The organism is Mammaliicoccus sp. L-M44, from assembly GCF_022386355.1.
GTDB lineage: Bacteria > Bacillota > Bacilli > Staphylococcales > Staphylococcaceae > Mammaliicoccus > Mammaliicoccus sciuri_A.
The window spans coordinates 57467-73662 of the sequence record NZ_JAJNIU010000003.1 but is presented as its reverse complement, the minus strand read 5'-3'; the positions used below and the strand labels follow the sequence as shown (position 1 = coordinate 73662).

Annotated in this window: 14 protein-coding genes and 1 other annotated feature; of the genes, 2 read left to right on the top strand and 12 right to left on the bottom strand. The window is 32.2% G+C overall.

The genetic code is table 11. The features are described 5' to 3' along the window. Positions 1 to 157: 157 nt before the first annotated feature. The 6 genes from LQ611_RS02355 to LQ611_RS02330 all read right to left on the bottom strand — a co-directional run bounded on the left by LQ611_RS02355 (position 158) and on the right by LQ611_RS02330 (position 7245). On the bottom strand, positions 158 to 1906 hold the full coding sequence (locus LQ611_RS02355) for an ABC transporter ATP-binding protein (RefSeq protein ID WP_103360771.1): 1749 nt from the start codon (positions 1904 to 1906) through the stop codon (positions 158 to 160). Beyond that, the gene (locus LQ611_RS02350) at positions 1903 to 3642 is read right to left on the bottom strand and encodes an ABC transporter ATP-binding protein (RefSeq protein WP_103360772.1); all 1740 of its coding nucleotides are present in this window, start codon (positions 3640 to 3642) and stop codon (positions 1903 to 1905) included. The genes LQ611_RS02355 and LQ611_RS02350 overlap by 4 nt, the downstream gene beginning before the upstream one ends. A gap of 273 nt (positions 3643 to 3915) precedes the next feature. Beyond that, positions 3916 to 4194 (bottom strand): hypothetical protein, encoded by a 279-nt coding sequence (locus LQ611_RS02345; RefSeq protein WP_210142523.1) that lies wholly within the window; start codon positions 4192 to 4194, stop codon positions 3916 to 3918. A gap of 44 nt (positions 4195 to 4238) precedes the next feature. Beyond that, a complete protein-coding gene (gene radC / locus LQ611_RS02340; RefSeq protein ID WP_103360774.1) occupies positions 4239 to 4955 on the bottom strand; it encodes a RadC family protein in 717 nt (238 codons plus the stop codon). Then, positions 4945 to 5670, bottom strand: coding sequence for a prepilin peptidase (locus tag LQ611_RS02335; protein ID WP_103360775.1), 726 nt, complete (start codon positions 5668 to 5670; stop codon positions 4945 to 4947). The genes radC and LQ611_RS02335 overlap by 11 nt, the downstream gene beginning before the upstream one ends. A gap of 177 nt (positions 5671 to 5847) precedes the next feature. Then, positions 5848 to 7245, bottom strand: coding sequence for a YfcC family protein (locus LQ611_RS02330; protein ID WP_025904278.1), 1398 nt, complete (start codon positions 7243 to 7245; stop codon positions 5848 to 5850). A 274-nt stretch (positions 7246 to 7519) separates the two neighbouring features. Here LQ611_RS02330 and LQ611_RS14250 point away from each other — a divergent pair, with 274 nt between their 5' ends. Both LQ611_RS14250 and LQ611_RS14100 read left to right on the top strand, forming a co-directional pair. Beyond that, positions 7520 to 7624: a DUF3969 family protein gene (locus LQ611_RS14250; protein WP_275590312.1), complete on the top strand. Its 105-nt coding sequence runs from the start codon at positions 7520 to 7522 to the stop codon at positions 7622 to 7624. Between the two features lie 13 nt (positions 7625 to 7637). Then, positions 7638 to 7826: a hypothetical protein gene (locus LQ611_RS14100; protein WP_259341146.1), complete on the top strand. Its 189-nt coding sequence runs from the start codon at positions 7638 to 7640 to the stop codon at positions 7824 to 7826. 77 nt (positions 7827 to 7903) lie between these two features. Here the strand turns inward: LQ611_RS14100 and LQ611_RS02320 are convergent, their stop codons facing one another. The 6 genes from LQ611_RS02320 to LQ611_RS02295 form a co-directional block, all read right to left on the bottom strand. Next, complete coding sequence (locus tag LQ611_RS02320) at positions 7904 to 9166, bottom strand: bifunctional folylpolyglutamate synthase/dihydrofolate synthase (protein WP_025904280.1); 1263 nt, start codon at positions 9164 to 9166, stop codon at positions 7904 to 7906. Between the two features lie 8 nt (positions 9167 to 9174). Then, positions 9175 to 11805: a valine--tRNA ligase gene (locus LQ611_RS02315; RefSeq protein WP_103360776.1), complete on the bottom strand. Its 2631-nt coding sequence runs from the start codon at positions 11803 to 11805 to the stop codon at positions 9175 to 9177. 40 nt (positions 11806 to 11845) lie between these two features. Beyond that, positions 11846 to 12058 (bottom strand) — a binding site (T-box leader). Between the two features lie 48 nt (positions 12059 to 12106). Next, the gene (locus LQ611_RS02310; protein WP_239709319.1) at positions 12107 to 13177 is read right to left on the bottom strand and encodes an AbrB family transcriptional regulator; all 1071 of its coding nucleotides are present in this window, start codon (positions 13175 to 13177) and stop codon (positions 12107 to 12109) included. A 55-nt stretch (positions 13178 to 13232) separates the two neighbouring features. Beyond that, the gene (gene hemL / locus LQ611_RS02305) at positions 13233 to 14522 is read right to left on the bottom strand and encodes a glutamate-1-semialdehyde 2,1-aminomutase (protein ID WP_025904283.1); all 1290 of its coding nucleotides are present in this window, start codon (positions 14520 to 14522) and stop codon (positions 13233 to 13235) included. 1 nt (position 14523) lies between these two features. Continuing rightward, entirely contained in the window at positions 14524 to 15507 is a 984-nt protein-coding gene (gene hemB, locus LQ611_RS02300) for a porphobilinogen synthase (protein WP_025904284.1), read from the bottom strand. After that, on the bottom strand, positions 15504 to 16187 hold the full coding sequence (locus LQ611_RS02295) for a uroporphyrinogen-III synthase (RefSeq protein ID WP_025904285.1): 684 nt from the start codon (positions 16185 to 16187) through the stop codon (positions 15504 to 15506). The genes hemB and LQ611_RS02295 overlap by 4 nt, the downstream gene beginning before the upstream one ends. Positions 16188 to 16196: the final 9 nt, after the last annotated feature.

Below are 16196 nucleotides of genomic sequence, written 5' to 3'. Positions count from 1 at the left end.
ATTAAGAGTAGTAATAAAATTAGCAATCATCGCTTTAGTTATTTACTTCATATATCAAGGCGTACTTTACTTTATGTGACCGCAATGATGAGTTTAAAAAATATAAAACAATGGCCTGGGATAATGTATCCCAGGCCATTGTTTTTGTTTAGCATGATTAATCTGATAAAGACTGCATTTGATACATTTTGTAATATTGTCCTTCTAACTTGATTAACTCATCATGATTGCCTTTTTCAATGATGCGACCTTTATCAAGAACAATAATTTGATCAGCATTCTTAATTGTTGAAAGTCGGTGTGCAATAATAAATGATGTTCGCCCTTTAGACAACACAGTCATTGCTTTTTGTATAATTTCTTCCGTTTCAGAATCAATACTTGATGTCGCTTCATCTAAAATCAAAATTTCCGGATCAAATGCAAGTGCTCTCGCAAATGATATAATTTGTCGTTGTCCAGAACTTAATGTACGACCTCTTTCAATAACTGGTTCATCAATACCTTTTTTAAAGTGTTCTAACACTCTATCTCCACCTACTGCATTTAAACTTTCAACACCTTTCTCTCGTGTTACTTTAGGATCATCTAATGTAATGTTGGATAAAATAGTCCCTGTATATAAGTATGGGTCTTGTAATACAATGCCCATATGTTTACGCATATCTCTTTTATCAGTCTTAATGGTCGGTACATCATCAATTTCAATTGTTCCATCAGTAGGATCATAGAATCTGAATAGTAAATTCATGATAGAACTTTTCCCTGATCCTGTATGTCCAACTAACGCAATTGTCTGTCCTTTTTCGACTTCTAAATTGATATTTTCCAATACATATTCACCTTCATTATAAGCAAACGATACATCCTTAAAATGAACATGACCTTCTATTTTTTCAGGCAGCTGAATTTTAAGTTCTGGCATCTTTTCTTCAGATACATTCATCATTTCAAATACTCTTACGCAAGAAACTCTTGCTTGTTCTAATTGCCCCAATACATTTAATACACCAAACAATGGATCAAACAATCTTGTTATATAATTTACAAGTATATATAACGTACCGACTGAAATTGCGACTGAAGAATTTAGAAATTGTGTTCCAAATACGACAATCAACATTAAAAACACAATACTTCTAATCGTACTTAACAAATTATGTTCTGTCAGTGAATCAAATTGTATAATTTTCTTATAATTGTTTAAATACGCTTGATTCATTTCATCGAAATCATTCATAATTTGTTTTTCTTGTTTAAATGCTTGAATGATATTCATACCATTTATAGATTCATTGATAAGTGCATTCATATCACTGTTTTTTTCTCGAATGACATAGTTGTATTTACCTGTTACTTTTTTGTACCACAATAACCAAAGTATAACGAAAGGTATTGTTATAAGTGCGACAAATCCAATTTTAATATTAATAAAGAATATCGCAATAATGACACCTATCATCGTGATAAAAGCCGAAATAAAGTTTGGTAATATAACAGTGAATAGTTCGAGTATCATTTGTGTATCATTCGTTATTCTAGCTACTACTTTTCCAGCTGGTAAATTATCAAAGTATTTTATCGGCAACTTTTGAACGTGTTCAAAGAGCTTAATTCTTAACTCTTTAATAACATCTGAGCCAGCACGTTGAAGAACGAGTGTTTGAAAATAACTTAATATTGCATGAATAAGTGACACTACAAAGAACAAACTCAATAATAGTAGCACTGGTCGTAATTGTATAATTTGTGAAGCAGATGTTTTAACATAATGATCAATAATATACATCGCGACCAATGGACCTAATAATTCAAACCCCACTGCTCCAATTAAAATAACAATTCCAATGATGAATCTTTTCTTATATTTGCTAACAAATGGAAAGAGTTGATTTATAATACTCACTTGCTATACACCTCCTTCAACCGTTGTCTTTCAAATTGAGATTTATACCAACCATTCAATTGGAGTAATTGGTCATGCGTTCCTGACTCTGTGATTTCACCATGGTCCATTACAACAATTTGATTTGCATGTTTAACACCAGATAATCGATGTGTCGCAATAATGGTTGTTTTACCTTGTCTATACTTTTGTATGTTTTGTATAATTTTCTTTTCAGTTTTTGCATCAACAGCCGATAGTGCATCATCTAAAATTAATATTTTAGGATCCATAATCAATGCTCTAGCAATCGCTATTCTTTGTTTTTGACCTCCAGAAATAGCTATACCTTTTTCTCCTACTAATGTTTCTAATCCTTGAGGTAAACGTTCGATATCTTTTTCAAAATATGCTAATTTGATCGCTTCTTCGATTTCATTATCAGTAGCATCCGATTTACCAAATCTAATGTTATCTCTAATAGATCTAGAGAATAATATATTTTCTTGTGATACATAACCAATTAAACTTCTTAAATCACTTTTTGAAATTTGATTAATATTAGTATCTCCAAGTACGATTTCTCCATCACCAGTAGGATATTCTTTCAAAATTTGTTTGATTAACGTTGTTTTACCAGAACCAGTTGCACCAACAATACCTAAAGTTTCACCTTTACCTAGTATGATATTGATGTTGTTTAAGTTAATGGATTCGCTCGATGGATATTTAAATACAACGGAATTCATACCTATATCATGTGAAGGTATGCCTTTATTTTCTAAATCAATTACTGTTTCCACTTCATTTAAAGTTTCTTCAACACGATCTATAGACGCATTTCCTCTTTGCATAATATTTATCAAAATACCAACTGAAAACATTGGCCATACGAGCATATTTAAATATACGGTAAATGAAATCAGACCACCGATTGTCATTTCTCCACTGTTAACGAGAAAGGCTCCATAACCTATTCCGATAACTTGACTCATAGCCGTTATAATAATCGTTATTGGTTGAAAAAATGCATCCATCTTTTCAACATTCATAAATTTTTCTACGACACTTTCAGTCATATTTTTAAAATCTTTGTTGAGTTTATCTTCTTGAACATACGCTCTTGTGACACGTACACCTTCAATAGATTCAAGTACACTATCATTCATATCACCAAATGATTTTTGTGATATTAAATATCGTTTATGGATTCTTTTACCTAATTCAATTTCTAATATGGCTAGTAAAGGTAATGGAATCAGTGCACATAAAGTAAGTTTCCATGACACTGTAATACCCATCGTTAATATAATCGTTCCCATAAATGTCGTAGAATCGATTAAAGTTAAAATCCCTATCCCTGCAGTATTTCTAATTTGATTCAAATCGTTTGTAGACTTCGCCATTAAATCTCCAGTTCGATTTTTCTCAAAAAATGTTGGACTCATAGATAAAAATTTTTGCATCAGTTTACGTCTCATAATTGATTCAAGTATTTGAGAACCTGAAAAGATTAGAGTTCTCCAAATATAATTCACGATATAAGCTAAAATTAATACAATTATAAATATAATTACTAATTGATGATATATTTGTTCAGTCAAAGAATGGTCACTTATCTTATCTATAGTCTGCCCTACTATCCATGGTGGCAATACTTCTACAACGTTCGCAATTAGCAATAGAATAATTGCAATCGAATATCTCTTCCAATGATCTTTAAAAAACCACATTAACTTTTTAATTGCTTGAAACATGTTGTCCCCCCTTAACCCCTAACATTAAACACAAAAAAGCACACGCATCCTTAAAGAAAGCGTGTGCTTAAAATACATTCTAAAGGAAGTGAATATACTACTCCCTAATGCTTCATATTTAACGTAGGGGTAGTGATGTATGATGTTGTTTGTTTATAAAATCTTCTTCTGATGTTTCTCATAAGTCACTACCTCCTCTCTCATAAATTTAAATTAATGATAGCCTTTTCAAAAATTATTGTCAATATAATATCCGAAAATTTACAATTTTATTTATTTGTTTAATATTTTGTTTAAAATGAATAATGTAATTGAAACGAGAATACCCCAAGCAATTCCTGCCACAATTGAACCAAGTATTAAATTCATTGAAAGTGCAGAACCATCTTTTGTTAAAGTAATAATAATGGATGCTAAGAAAACACCAATGATGCCTAACACCAACGTGATGCCATAGTCTTTTCTAACAATTGGTCGCTTTTTCTTACGTTGAAATAAAGAAATGATAAATAGTAACGGTAATACGACAAATATGAACGTTATGATTTGCAAAATAAAAACTCCTTACTCATTTTTAATTACATTATAACATTGAATCATTCAGTTATATTATTAATTTCTAAGTCTTCACGCATGATATAGTCATTTTCAAATATGCTAATAAATTCTCCATCACCAATGATAATATGATCTAATAAATCGATACCCATTAAATCACAACAATATAAAATTCGCTTTGTTGTTTTAATATCTTCTAATGATGGCGTCGGATCACCACTTGGATGATTATGTGCAATGACAATTGAAGCGGCAGAATGCTTAACTGCCTCTCTTAATAAATCTCTCGGATGAACAACTGCCATATTTAACGATCCAATAAAAATCGATTGTTCATGTATAATTTGATTCTTTGTATTTAATAATAAAGCGACAAAGTGTTCTTGCTTTAAATATCTTAATTTTTCCATTAAATAATCTGCAACATCTTGTGGTTCATTGATTTCTACTTTGTCGAGAACAGTATTGCTATGCATTCTTTTAGCTAATTCAATAACTGCTAGAATTGTAATTGCCCTAGATTCCCCAATGCCATTAACACTTAGCAATTCAGATAACGTTAAATGTCTTAGCTCTCTAGTATTTTCAACTAAATTTAATACTTTATTCGCACATTCTAGACTGGAGTATTGTTTGCTTCCTGAATTAATAATGATCGCCAATAGTTCTCTATTTGTTAATTTATCTGGACCATATGATTTGAGTCTTTCTCTCGGTTTATCTTCATGTTGTAAATCTTTAATTTTAATAACCATAGTAGCCTCCTAAAAAATAATCATTAAGTTGAATTTGGAATAATTGTACAAATATAACTGCAAGTGTCATAAAAGGAACGAGTGGTACTTTTTGAATTTTATTTCGTGTGATACATACATAAAGTGTGATCAATACACCCGCAAATATAAAAGTAAACATAAAACATAATATAAAATGTGATATCGTCAAAATTAAACTTAGTAACGAAAATAATTTAATATCTCCATAACCTAGCCCTCCCCTTGATATGAAATATAATGTATGCAAAATTAATATGATAAACAGTGCGTAAAAAATTTGTTCTCGCGTTATTTCAAATAAATAAATGCTACATACTAATATAATAATGAGCATATGATTCGGAATGACAAAATGATGAAAATCATAAATAGATAAAGGTATTAAAAAGATAATTAAGAAGTAATACAAAAGAGGATTTAGTTGAACTGTTGAAAGAATGGGAATAAGAAATAGTATGCCTAAAAGGACTTCACAAATTAATAAACTTATTGGAATATCCTTCTTACAATAACGACATTTACCGCGTAATGCTACATAACTTACAATGGGTATTAAATCTATCGGTTTAAGTGATGTAAAACAGGATTCACAAACAGAACGCTTCGTTAACAAATGAAAGTTCACTTTCTTCACACCCGTAAGTTGATACATATAACTTGCAATGATTGCACCGAATATAAACATTTTGAACATGTTTTTAACTCCTTTTTGATATTAATTAATATACCAAATAACACCTCAATATTTATAATCGCATTTTGTTAGTAAATAGTTCTAATACTTTTAAACGCTTTATAAATCCATTAAAAAAACTTGAAAAACATCTAAAGATAGCATGTGTTTTTCAAGTTTTGTATAATTTTTAAAATTTTAATAACCTAGGGCTAACGCGATAAAAATACCAACTAAACATATAACTACCCAAAGTAATAATAACTTCCAAATAAATTTAACCCAAGTTGTATAAGAAATACCTGCTACAGCTAATCCACCCATTAACGAAGCTGATGTTGGGAAAATACTATTACTTACTGCATCACCATATTGGAAGGCAAGTACAGCCATTTGTCTATTGATATTCAATAAATCAGAAATTGGCACCATTAACGGCATTGTTGTCATTGCTTGACCAGAACCAGATGGGATAAAGAAGTTCAGGACCATTTGTATGATAAACATCATCCCTACCGTAATACTTGCTGGTAAATCTTGAATTGTATTTGTTAAATAATAAACAATTGTGTCGATAATTTTACCATTTTCTAATACAACGACGATTGCTTTAGCGAAGCCAACAATTAATGCTCCAAATAAAATAGACTGCATACCCTCGATTAATGCATCGAAAGTACCGTTAAAACCTAGACCAGCAATAAAACCTGCCAATAATCCGACTAGTAAGAAATTGGCACTCATTTCATTAAATGACCAACCAAATGTAAAAATGCCAAATACGTTAAAACATATTGCACTGACTAATAAAATTAAACAAAACATTTGTCGCTTTGTAAATCTACCAATTTCTTCTTGTGGTTTGATTTGATCTTTTTCTTGTTGCTCTAACTCGTATACTAAACTTTTCTTTGGATTCTTTTTAACTTTTCGAGCGTAAAACATAACGTATGCAATACCTACAATTAATACACAAATATAAATAATTGTTCTAAATTCCCATCCAGAAAAAAGTGGAATTTCTGCAATCTGTTGAGCAACACCAACTGTAAATGGGTTGAGCATTCCGCCTAGAAAGCCAGCAGCAGCACCCATGATAATCATTGCAGCACCTGTCATTGCATCATATCCGACCGCTCTAGCAATCGCTATACCGATTGGAACAAAAATAATCGTCTCTTCAGCTAAACCTATAGAGAAACCAAGCAATGAAAAAATGAACATCGTTAGTGGAATCATTAACTTACCGTTTTTACCAAGCTTATTCATCGCGGCATTAACGCCATTGGTAATGGCACCTGTCTTATGAATAATGCCAAATGCACCACCAACTAAAAATATGTAAAAGATAATATCAGCACCACTGATTAATCCTTCAGGTATTGATCTAAATATTTCTAAAAAGCCAGAAGGTTCACTATCTACTAAATGATATGTACCCGAAACAACCTCTTCCCGGTCATTAACAGACTTCCTGTCAAATTCCCCAGAAGGTATAACATAAGTCAGTAAACAACTCATAGCAATAATGAAAAGCAATATAGCATATGTATGAGGATTCTTGAACCTTATAAATTTTCCAACTATATCTTTCAAATTAATCCCCCCCTATTTATAAGTACCATCATACACTATTATCAGAAAATATTGAATATTATATAAAAATCTTCGATTTTGTTCGTGCATGCTTGCCTAGGGTATGGTTCGAGCCTGTAGTCTCTCACTCATACAATTCCCTCAGGCGTCAGCACGTCACAAAATCGTTATTAATACTATCGTTTAACTTTAAAAATTCTTATAAAGTTTTAATACCCTAAAAAATATAAGTTATTGAGATATATGATAGATGATTTAAAATATAGATTGACTAATGCATGGACTATTTAACCAAATTAGATTAAATCTCATAACTATCGAAAATGCAGAGCATATTTTATTTACACCTTACATAATGAATAAGTTGAAAAAAAAATAATGTTTCGGAAGAAATTTTAAGTTTAGTACATGAAGGTACCGAACTTGAAGACCTAAAATCTTTAAATATATTATCTGATGAAGAACTATCACGATTAATTAATGAAACAGAACGTTTATTAAAAAATTATCATGATATTGAATTTAATGATAAAATATATAACAATTTTGTAATAGATAAGGATAGTACATCCAATAATTAATTCTTCATAAAAAATATTAGAACATACCTATGCATAAAAAAATGCCGGCAAAGTCGATGAATTTGCCGGCATTTTTATTAATCTTTAAATAATTTTCTTACTTCACTAATAAAGTATAAACTTCCTGTTACAACGAGTAATTCTCCGTCGTATTGTTCAATAAATTGAGGATAGTCTTGAACTTTTTCAATATGGTGGTGCTCTAAATAATCGTATACTGCATCTATTGGTAATGCTTTTGGAAAATCAAATGTTGTTACATAAAATCTATTGGCTATTTCTTCTATGCTATTCATCATTTTCCCTATTGGCTTACCATCTATTGCTGCAAATAATACATCGATTTTTTTGTCTGAATAGTATTGTTTTAATGTATCTACTAACGCATCAATACTTTCTCTATTATGGGCACCGTCTATTAAAATGAGTGGTTCTTCTTGAACTTTTTCAATTCGACCTGACCATGTTGTATGTTCTATCGCATCAATCATTGTATTAAAGTTTAATTGAATCATACCTCTTTGATACATTTCAATAAGCGTTGTAATCGCTAGTGCAGCATTTTCATGCTGATGTTGACCTATCATTTTGAGTTGAATGTTTTCTAATTCATAACTACCATATCGATACGTAAATTCAGTATCATCTGACAGTACATGAAAATCGCGATCTAGTTCTAGACCTTTATTGTAATTTTTCTCAACTACTTCTCTAACGAAATGTAAAGCATCTTTAGGCTTAATGGCATATACAAGCGGAACACTTGGTTTAATGACACCAGCTTTTTCTCTTGCAATATCCATATACGTATCGCCTAAAATATTCGTATGATCTAAACCAATACTTGTTAACACCGTCATTATTGGTTGAAATACATTCGTTGAATCATTTAAAGCACCTAATCCCGCTTCGATGATAACAAAGTCTACAGGATGTACTGTACCAAAATATACAAACATCATTAATGTAATGATTTCAAATTCAGTAGCTGGACCTAAATCAGTTTCAGATTCAAGTCGTTCAGAGATTGGTTTAACAATCTGAACTAACTCAACCAATTCATCATCTGTGATTGGTGTTCCATTAATACTGATTCTTTCATTGAAAGTGACAATAAATGGCGATGTGAAAGTACCGATTTCATAGTTATTAGCTACTAGGGCTTCTCTTAAATAACTGACAGTTGAACCTTTACCATTTGTACCGACTACGTGAACTGCTTGAATCTTTTCTTCAGGATTACCTAATTTGTCGAGCATCCACTTCATTCTTTTAACGCCTGGTTTAATACCGAACTTCGTGCGTTCATGTATCCAGTGTAAACTATCTAAATAATTCATAAGATTTCCTAGCCTTTCAGTTGTTCAATTCTTGCTAATACACCATCATATTTTTCTTGATAATTAACTTTTTTATCTTTTTCTTCGTTAATAATCTTTTCAGGTGCATTTGCAACGAATTTTTCATTGCTTAATTTTTTATTAACACGATCTAATTCTTTTTGCCATTTTTGAAGTTCTTGTTCAAGTCTTTCTATTTCTTTATCCATGTCAATTAAACCTTCTAAAGGTAATACAACTGTCGCACCAAATACAACTTCAGTCATTGCTTTTTCTGGTATATCAACTTTCGTATCAATTACTAACTCACTTGGATTACAGAAACGCATTAAATAATCTTTATTGTCTAAAAGTTGTTTTTTCACTGTTTCATCTTTAGCTTCAATGTGAATTGGTACTTCTTTAGACATTGGCGTATTCACTTCACGACGTGCTTGTCTTACAGATTTAATGATTTCAACTAATAGTTGCATAGATACTTTACTATTTTCATTTGATAATTCTGGTCTTACTTCTGGCCATGAAGCTTGAATAATTGTTTCACCTTCATGTGGTAATGCTTGCCAAATATGTTCTGTTACGAATGGCATTAATGGATGAAGCATACGCATTGTTTGATCTAACGTATAAGCCAATACTGAACGTGTCATTTGCTTTTTAGCTTCGTCATCACCATTCATTGGTATTTTACTCATTTCGATATACCAATCACAGAATTCATCCCAAATGAAGTTATATAATACACGACCAACTTCACCGAATTCATATTTATCACTTAAATCCGTAACGTTCGCAATTGTTTCATTTAAACGTGTAAGAATCCATTCATCTGCAACTGATTTTTCACCAGATAAATCTATATCTTCAAATTTGAAATCTTCACCGATATTCATAATGCTGAAACGAGACGCATTCCAAATTTTATTGATAAAGTTCCATACCGCTTCAACTTTTTCAGTAGAATAGCGTAAGTCATGACCTGGAGATGAACCAGTAGCTAAGAAGTATCTTAAACTATCTGCACCATATTCATCAATTACATCCATTGGGTCAACACCGTTACCAAGTGATTTACTCATTTTACGGCCATCTTCAGCTCTTACTAAACCATGTAATAAAACGTCATTGAATGGCTTTTTACCAGTAAATTCTAGACCTTGGAAAATCATTCTTGATACCCAGAAGAATATAATATCATATCCTGTTACTAACGTATTAGTTGGATAGTAACGTTTGAAATCTTCATTGTTTTCATCTGGCCAACCTAATGTTGAGAATGGCCATAATGCAGAACTAAACCATGTATCTAGAACATCTTCATCTTGAGTCCAGTTCTCGATATCTGCTGGAGGTTCTTCACCAACGTAAGTTTCGCCTGTTTCATTATGGTACCATGCTGGGATTTGATGACCCCACCATAATTGTCTTGAAATTGTCCAGTCACGAATGTTTTCCATCCATCTATTGAATGTTCCTTCAAAACGTTCTGGTACAAAATTAATACGACCATCTGTATCTTGATTGTCTAATGCTTGTTTAGCTAATGGTTCCATTTTAACAAACCATTGTGTAGATAAATAAGGTTCTACTACTGCGCCACTTCTTTCTGAGTGACCAACAGAATGAACATGTTCTTCTATTTTGATTAATTCGCCAGTTTCTTTTAGGTCTTCGATTAATTGTTTACGGCATTCAAAACGATCTAAACCATTATATTTACCAGCAAGCTCATTCATTGTACCGTCTTCATTCATAACATTGATTTTTTCAAGTTGATGTCTTTCACCAATTTCGAAGTCATTAGGGTCATGAGCTGGTGTAACTTTCATTGCACCACTACCGAATTCAATATCAACATAGTCATCACCAATAATCGGTAATTCACGGCCAATAATCGGTAATATAACGGATTTACCAATTAAATGTTTGTAACGATCATCATTTGGGTTAACAACGATTGCTGTATCACCTAACATCGTTTCAGGACGTGTCGTTGCAATTTCAATTGCGCCTTCTCCGTCTTTAAAAGGATATTTAATATGATAGAAATGACCTGTAATATCTTCGTGAATAACTTCAATATCAGAAATAGCTGTTTTAGTTTGTGGATCCCAGTTAATAATTCTTTCACCACGATAGATAAGACCTTTGTTATACATATCAACAAATACTTTCTTAACTGCTTGAGATAAGCCTTCATCTAACGTAAAACGTTCACGGCTATAGTCTAATCCTAAACCTAATTTAGCCCATTGAGCTCTAATAAAGTCAGCATATTCTTCTTTCCATGACCAAGCATGCTCAAGGAATTTTTCTCTTCCTAAATCATGTCTTGTTAAACCTTGTTCTCTTAACTTACCTTCAACTTTAGCTTGAGTCGCAATACCTGCATGGTCCATACCTGGTAAATACAATGTGTCATAGCCTTGCATTCTCTTCATTCTTGTTAAAATATCTTGCAAAGTCGTATCCCATGCATGACCTAAATGCAACTTCCCTGTTACGTTTGGTGGTGGAATAACAATTGTATATGTTTCCTTTTCTTTATTTTCACCTGGCTTGAAATAATTATGATCTAACCAAAATTGATAACGGCCTTCTTCAACCTTTTTAGGGTTATACTTAGGTTCCATTTCCATTAAAATCACTCCCTTTATAATATAAAAAACCCGTCCTAATAAATAGGACGGGTTAAACCGTGGTACCACCTAAATTCAATATAATCACTTATATTGCACTCTAACGATTATCGCTCGCACACGCATTAACCTACTTAGTTTCAATTAACGTTCAATTTAAGGCTACCTTCAATCATCATTAATATGCATTTACACCAACCATGCACTCTCTATCATTAATCAATGATTTACTCTTCCTTGATAAATATTCGATTACTTTAATAATATAAGCAGAATCCATATAAGTCAATATTGATTCAATTTAATTTCCATATTTTCTAGCTCGAGCTGTTAAGAATATTTTAATTAACGGTGCAACGATCAACAGAATAAAGAATATCCTAAATATATGATAACTTGATATCATCGCAACATCTCCACCAGTTTCTAATGCTACAACGATAATTTGAGCCATACCACCAGGTGCTGCACTTAAGAATAAGTCGTTTATATTGTCGTCTATAAATAACTCAAATACAAAAACTAGTACAAATGCACCAATAATCAGTGATACATTTTGAAATGCGATAGCAAATATCGTTTTTCTCGTTAAATTATTGATTAAATCTGATATTTGAACACCAATTCTTATACCAAATAATACTTGTGCAACGACAATGATTGGATAATCCAATGAAAAGATTTGTCCCGTATATAAATTCCATACTAATAATACAAATATCGGTGCAAGTAATTGTGGCACAGGCACTTTCAATTTATAGAATATAAAATATAAAGCGATGATACCGATTAGTAGCACAAATAGACCTGTGAAATCTAACGCTGTGAATATAGATGGTGCCTTTTCAATTTGTCCTGACGCGGTACCATCATTACCATAAATGGATGAAATAATTGGAACTAATATTACGACAAACATGATTCGAGATGTTTGTGTCAGTGTAACAATTAACAAATCTGCTTTTTTATTTTCTTCAGCCATAATAACCATCTGACTTAAAGCACCTGGAATTGCACTTAACAATGCCGTTTCGAAAGTCACATTTGCAATTTTTCTAAACGCTATTGATACAATTAACGCAAGTATTAAGATAAATACTGACATTAATATAATTTGTAGCCATTCATATTTAATATCATGAAGGACAGTAGGCGTAAATGTTGAGCCCATTTGTATCCCTAATATCAATAACCCGATATTACCTAACCATACTGGCCATTTAATCGTGCGTTTTAATACTTTAATCAATATTAAACTCGCAAATATAGGTCCAAACATCCAAGGTAATATCATGTGAATACTTTGTAACACAAAACCGAGTATAATGGCTAACAAGCATACAAATACAATGTTCCATTTATTTCTATTCATGATTAACACCTCAAAAAGATTATATCATTTATGTTTCTATATTTTGAGGTAAGTTTTATTCGTTTGTAATTCTTTCTAATGCTGTATCAAAAGCTTGAATTGTTTTTTCAATATCTTCTTTAGTATGCGCAGTAGATAGGAATGTACCTTCAAATTGTGAAGGTGGTAAGAATACGCCCTCTTGAGCCATTTCTCTATACATTTTGCTGAATAGTTCTAAATCTGATGAGTTCGCTTCATCAAAGTTAGTTACAGGTCCTTCATTTAAGAAATAACCGATCATTGAACCTGCACGATTAACCGTAATCGGAACAGAATGTTTCGCAAACACTTCTTTTAGACCTTTTTCAAGTAAATCTCCAAGTTCATTAAAGTATTGATAGCTTTCTTCAGTTAATTCACTTAGTGTTGCGTAACCACTTGTCATTGCTAACGGGTTACCTGAAAGTGTACCTGCTTGATATACATTACCGACTGGTGCTATTTCTTCCATAATTTCTCTCTTACCACCGAATGCTCCAACTGGTAGTCCGCCACCTATAACTTTACCTAAACATGTTAAATCAGGTGTTACACCAAAGTAACCTTGCGCACAATTATAGCCAACTCTAAATCCAGTCATGACTTCATCGAAAATAAGTAATGAGCCATATTCTTTCGTAATATCGCGTAAACCTTCTAAGAAGCCTTCAACTGGTGGCACGACGCCCATGTTACCAGCAACTGGTTCAACTATAACGCCTGCAATATCTTCACCAAAGTGTTCAAACGCAACTTTTACAGCTTCAATATCATTATATGGTACAGTTACAGTATTTTTAGCTGTGCCTTCTGGTACACCAGGAGAATCTGGTAAACCTAAAGTTGCAACACCAGAACCTGCTTTAATCAATAATGAATCACTATGACCGTGATAGCATCCTTCAAATTTCAATATCTTATTTCTGCCAGTATATCCTCTAGCAAGACGTAAAGCAGCTAATGTCGCTTCTGTACCTGAAGAAACCATTCTTACCATTTCAATAGATGGCACACGTTCAATAACAAGTTTAGCCATTTTATTTTCAAGTTCAGTTGATGCACCGAATGAAGTTCCTTTATCAACTGCTTCATGTAATGCAGCTTTTACTTTTTCATGTGTATGACCTAGAATTAATGGTCCCCAACTTAACACATAATCAATGTATTCATTACCATCTACATCATAAATTTTAGATCCTTGTCCGTGGTCCATAAAAATCGGTGGTGTATCTACTGATTTAAAAGCACGTACTGGACTATTTACGCCTCCTGGCATTAAATTTACGGCTTCACCATAGGCATTTATTGAACGTTCATATCTCATATTAGTAGTCTCCTCCGTCTAAATATTTACAAATATCTTTAGCAAAATAAGTAATAATCATGTCAGCTCCAGCACGTTTCATTGACGTCATTTGTTCCATCACGATTTTTTCTTCATCAATCCAGCCATTTAATGCAGCTGCTTTTGTCATACTGTATTCTCCACTTACATTGTATGCAACAATTGGTAAGTCTGATCGATTACGAACATCTCTAATGATATCTAAATAGCTAAGTGCTGGTTTAACAATCATCATGTCGCAACCTTCTTTAATATCACTTTCTAATTCTCTGAATGCTTCTAATCGATTACTTGGATCCATTTGATAAGTCTTACGATCACCAAATGAAGGTGCCCCTTCTGCTGCTTCTCTGAATGGACCATAGAAACTAGATGCGTATTTAATACCATAACTCATAATAGGAATATTTATAAATCCGGCTTGATCTAAGCCCTCTCTAATTTCAGCGACAAATCCGTCCATCATATTACTTGGCGCAATAATATCTGCCCCAGCTTTAGCTTGTGATACAGCTGTTTTTACAAGTAATTCTAATGATTGATCGTTATCTACATCTTTTGTTTCTTCGTTTATTACACCGCAATGTCCGTGGTCTGTATATTCACATAAACACGTATCCGCAACAACTAACATATCTGGGAATTTACTTTTAGATAATCGTGTTGCTTTTTGTATAATACCATCATCAATAAAAGCACCTGTTCCACAAGCATCTTTCTCATTTGGTATACCAAAGAACATAACACCTCTAATGCCTAAATCATAAGCTTCTTTAAGCTCTTGTTCTAATAAGTTTAAACTTAATTGATAAATACCTGGCATTGAAGATATTTCGTTTTTAATATTATCTTCTTCAATTACAAAAATCGGATATATTAAATCTGATTTATGAACATACGTTTCTTTCACCATATTTCTCATTACTTGAGATGATCTAAGTCTTCTATGTCTATCAAATTTCATGATTTTACCTCTTTCAAAATTGTATTTATCATGCCTTCTAATGTGTATTCTTCTGCTACTTTAGAAGGTTGATGATATGTATTTAACTTTCGCTCTGTTATCGCACCAATTACATAAACTTCAACTGAGCCCGGAATTCGATTATAGTTATCAAAATAACTAGAAACAGCTGATGAACTTGAAAAAGTAACATGCGTTATTTCTTGCTGTTGTATCAGTTCATGTACTTTTCTAACATTTTCTATATTTGTAACAGGCTCATAAAGATGCAGAACTTGTACTTGATTATCCCATTTCATAAGTTCTTTCGCCAGTTTATCTCTAGCTTGTTTACTACACGGGATTAATATAGATTGATTTGTGAACTGATCTTTAAATTCATGTAATAAACCTTCTTGAGTAAATGAATCTGGCATTAAATCCACTGGGATGTTGTACTGATCTGCTACTTTTTTTGTTTTTGTACCGATAACTGCTATACGATCGACTTCTATTTGATTTAAATATGGTTCAAATATTTTGATCGCATTTACAGACGTAAAAATAAGCCAATCATAGTGTGGTTTTAAACAAGATTGTTCAAATTTGATAGGAACAATATCAATGAACGGATAATGACGAATTTCGACATCTTCACGTTGAACAGTTCTTGTACTTGTAACCACAATGATTGGCTTCATGTTAACGAC

Coding starts and splice junctions, on each gene's coding strand:
- LQ611_RS02315 (WP_103360776.1), bottom strand. CDS start 11,805: ATGGAAATGGAACCTAAGTATAACCCTAAAAAGGTTGAAGAAGGCCGT.
- LQ611_RS02350 (WP_103360772.1), bottom strand. CDS start 3,642: ATGTTTCAAGCAATTAAAAAGTTAATGTGGTTTTTTAAAGATCATTGG.
- hemB (WP_025904284.1), bottom strand. CDS start 15,507: ATGAAATTTGATAGACATAGAAGACTTAGATCATCTCAAGTAATGAGA.
- hemL (WP_025904283.1), bottom strand. CDS start 14,522: ATGAGATATGAACGTTCAATAAATGCCTATGGTGAAGCCGTAAATTTA.
- LQ611_RS14250 (WP_275590312.1), top strand. CDS start 7,520: ATGCATGGACTATTTAACCAAATTAGATTAAATCTCATAACTATCGAA.
- LQ611_RS02335 (WP_103360775.1), bottom strand. CDS start 5,670: ATGTTCAAAATGTTTATATTCGGTGCAATCATTGCAAGTTATATGTAT.
- LQ611_RS02320 (WP_025904280.1), bottom strand. CDS start 9,166: ATGAATTATTTAGATAGTTTACACTGGATACATGAACGCACGAAGTTC.
- LQ611_RS02310 (WP_239709319.1), bottom strand. CDS start 13,177: ATGAATAGAAATAAATGGAACATTGTATTTGTATGCTTGTTAGCCATT.
- LQ611_RS02295 (WP_025904285.1), bottom strand. CDS start 16,187: ATGAAGCCAATCATTGTGGTTACAAGTACAAGAACTGTTCAACGTGAA.
- radC (WP_103360774.1), bottom strand. CDS start 4,955: ATGGTTATTAAAATTAAAGATTTACAACATGAAGATAAACCGAGAGAA.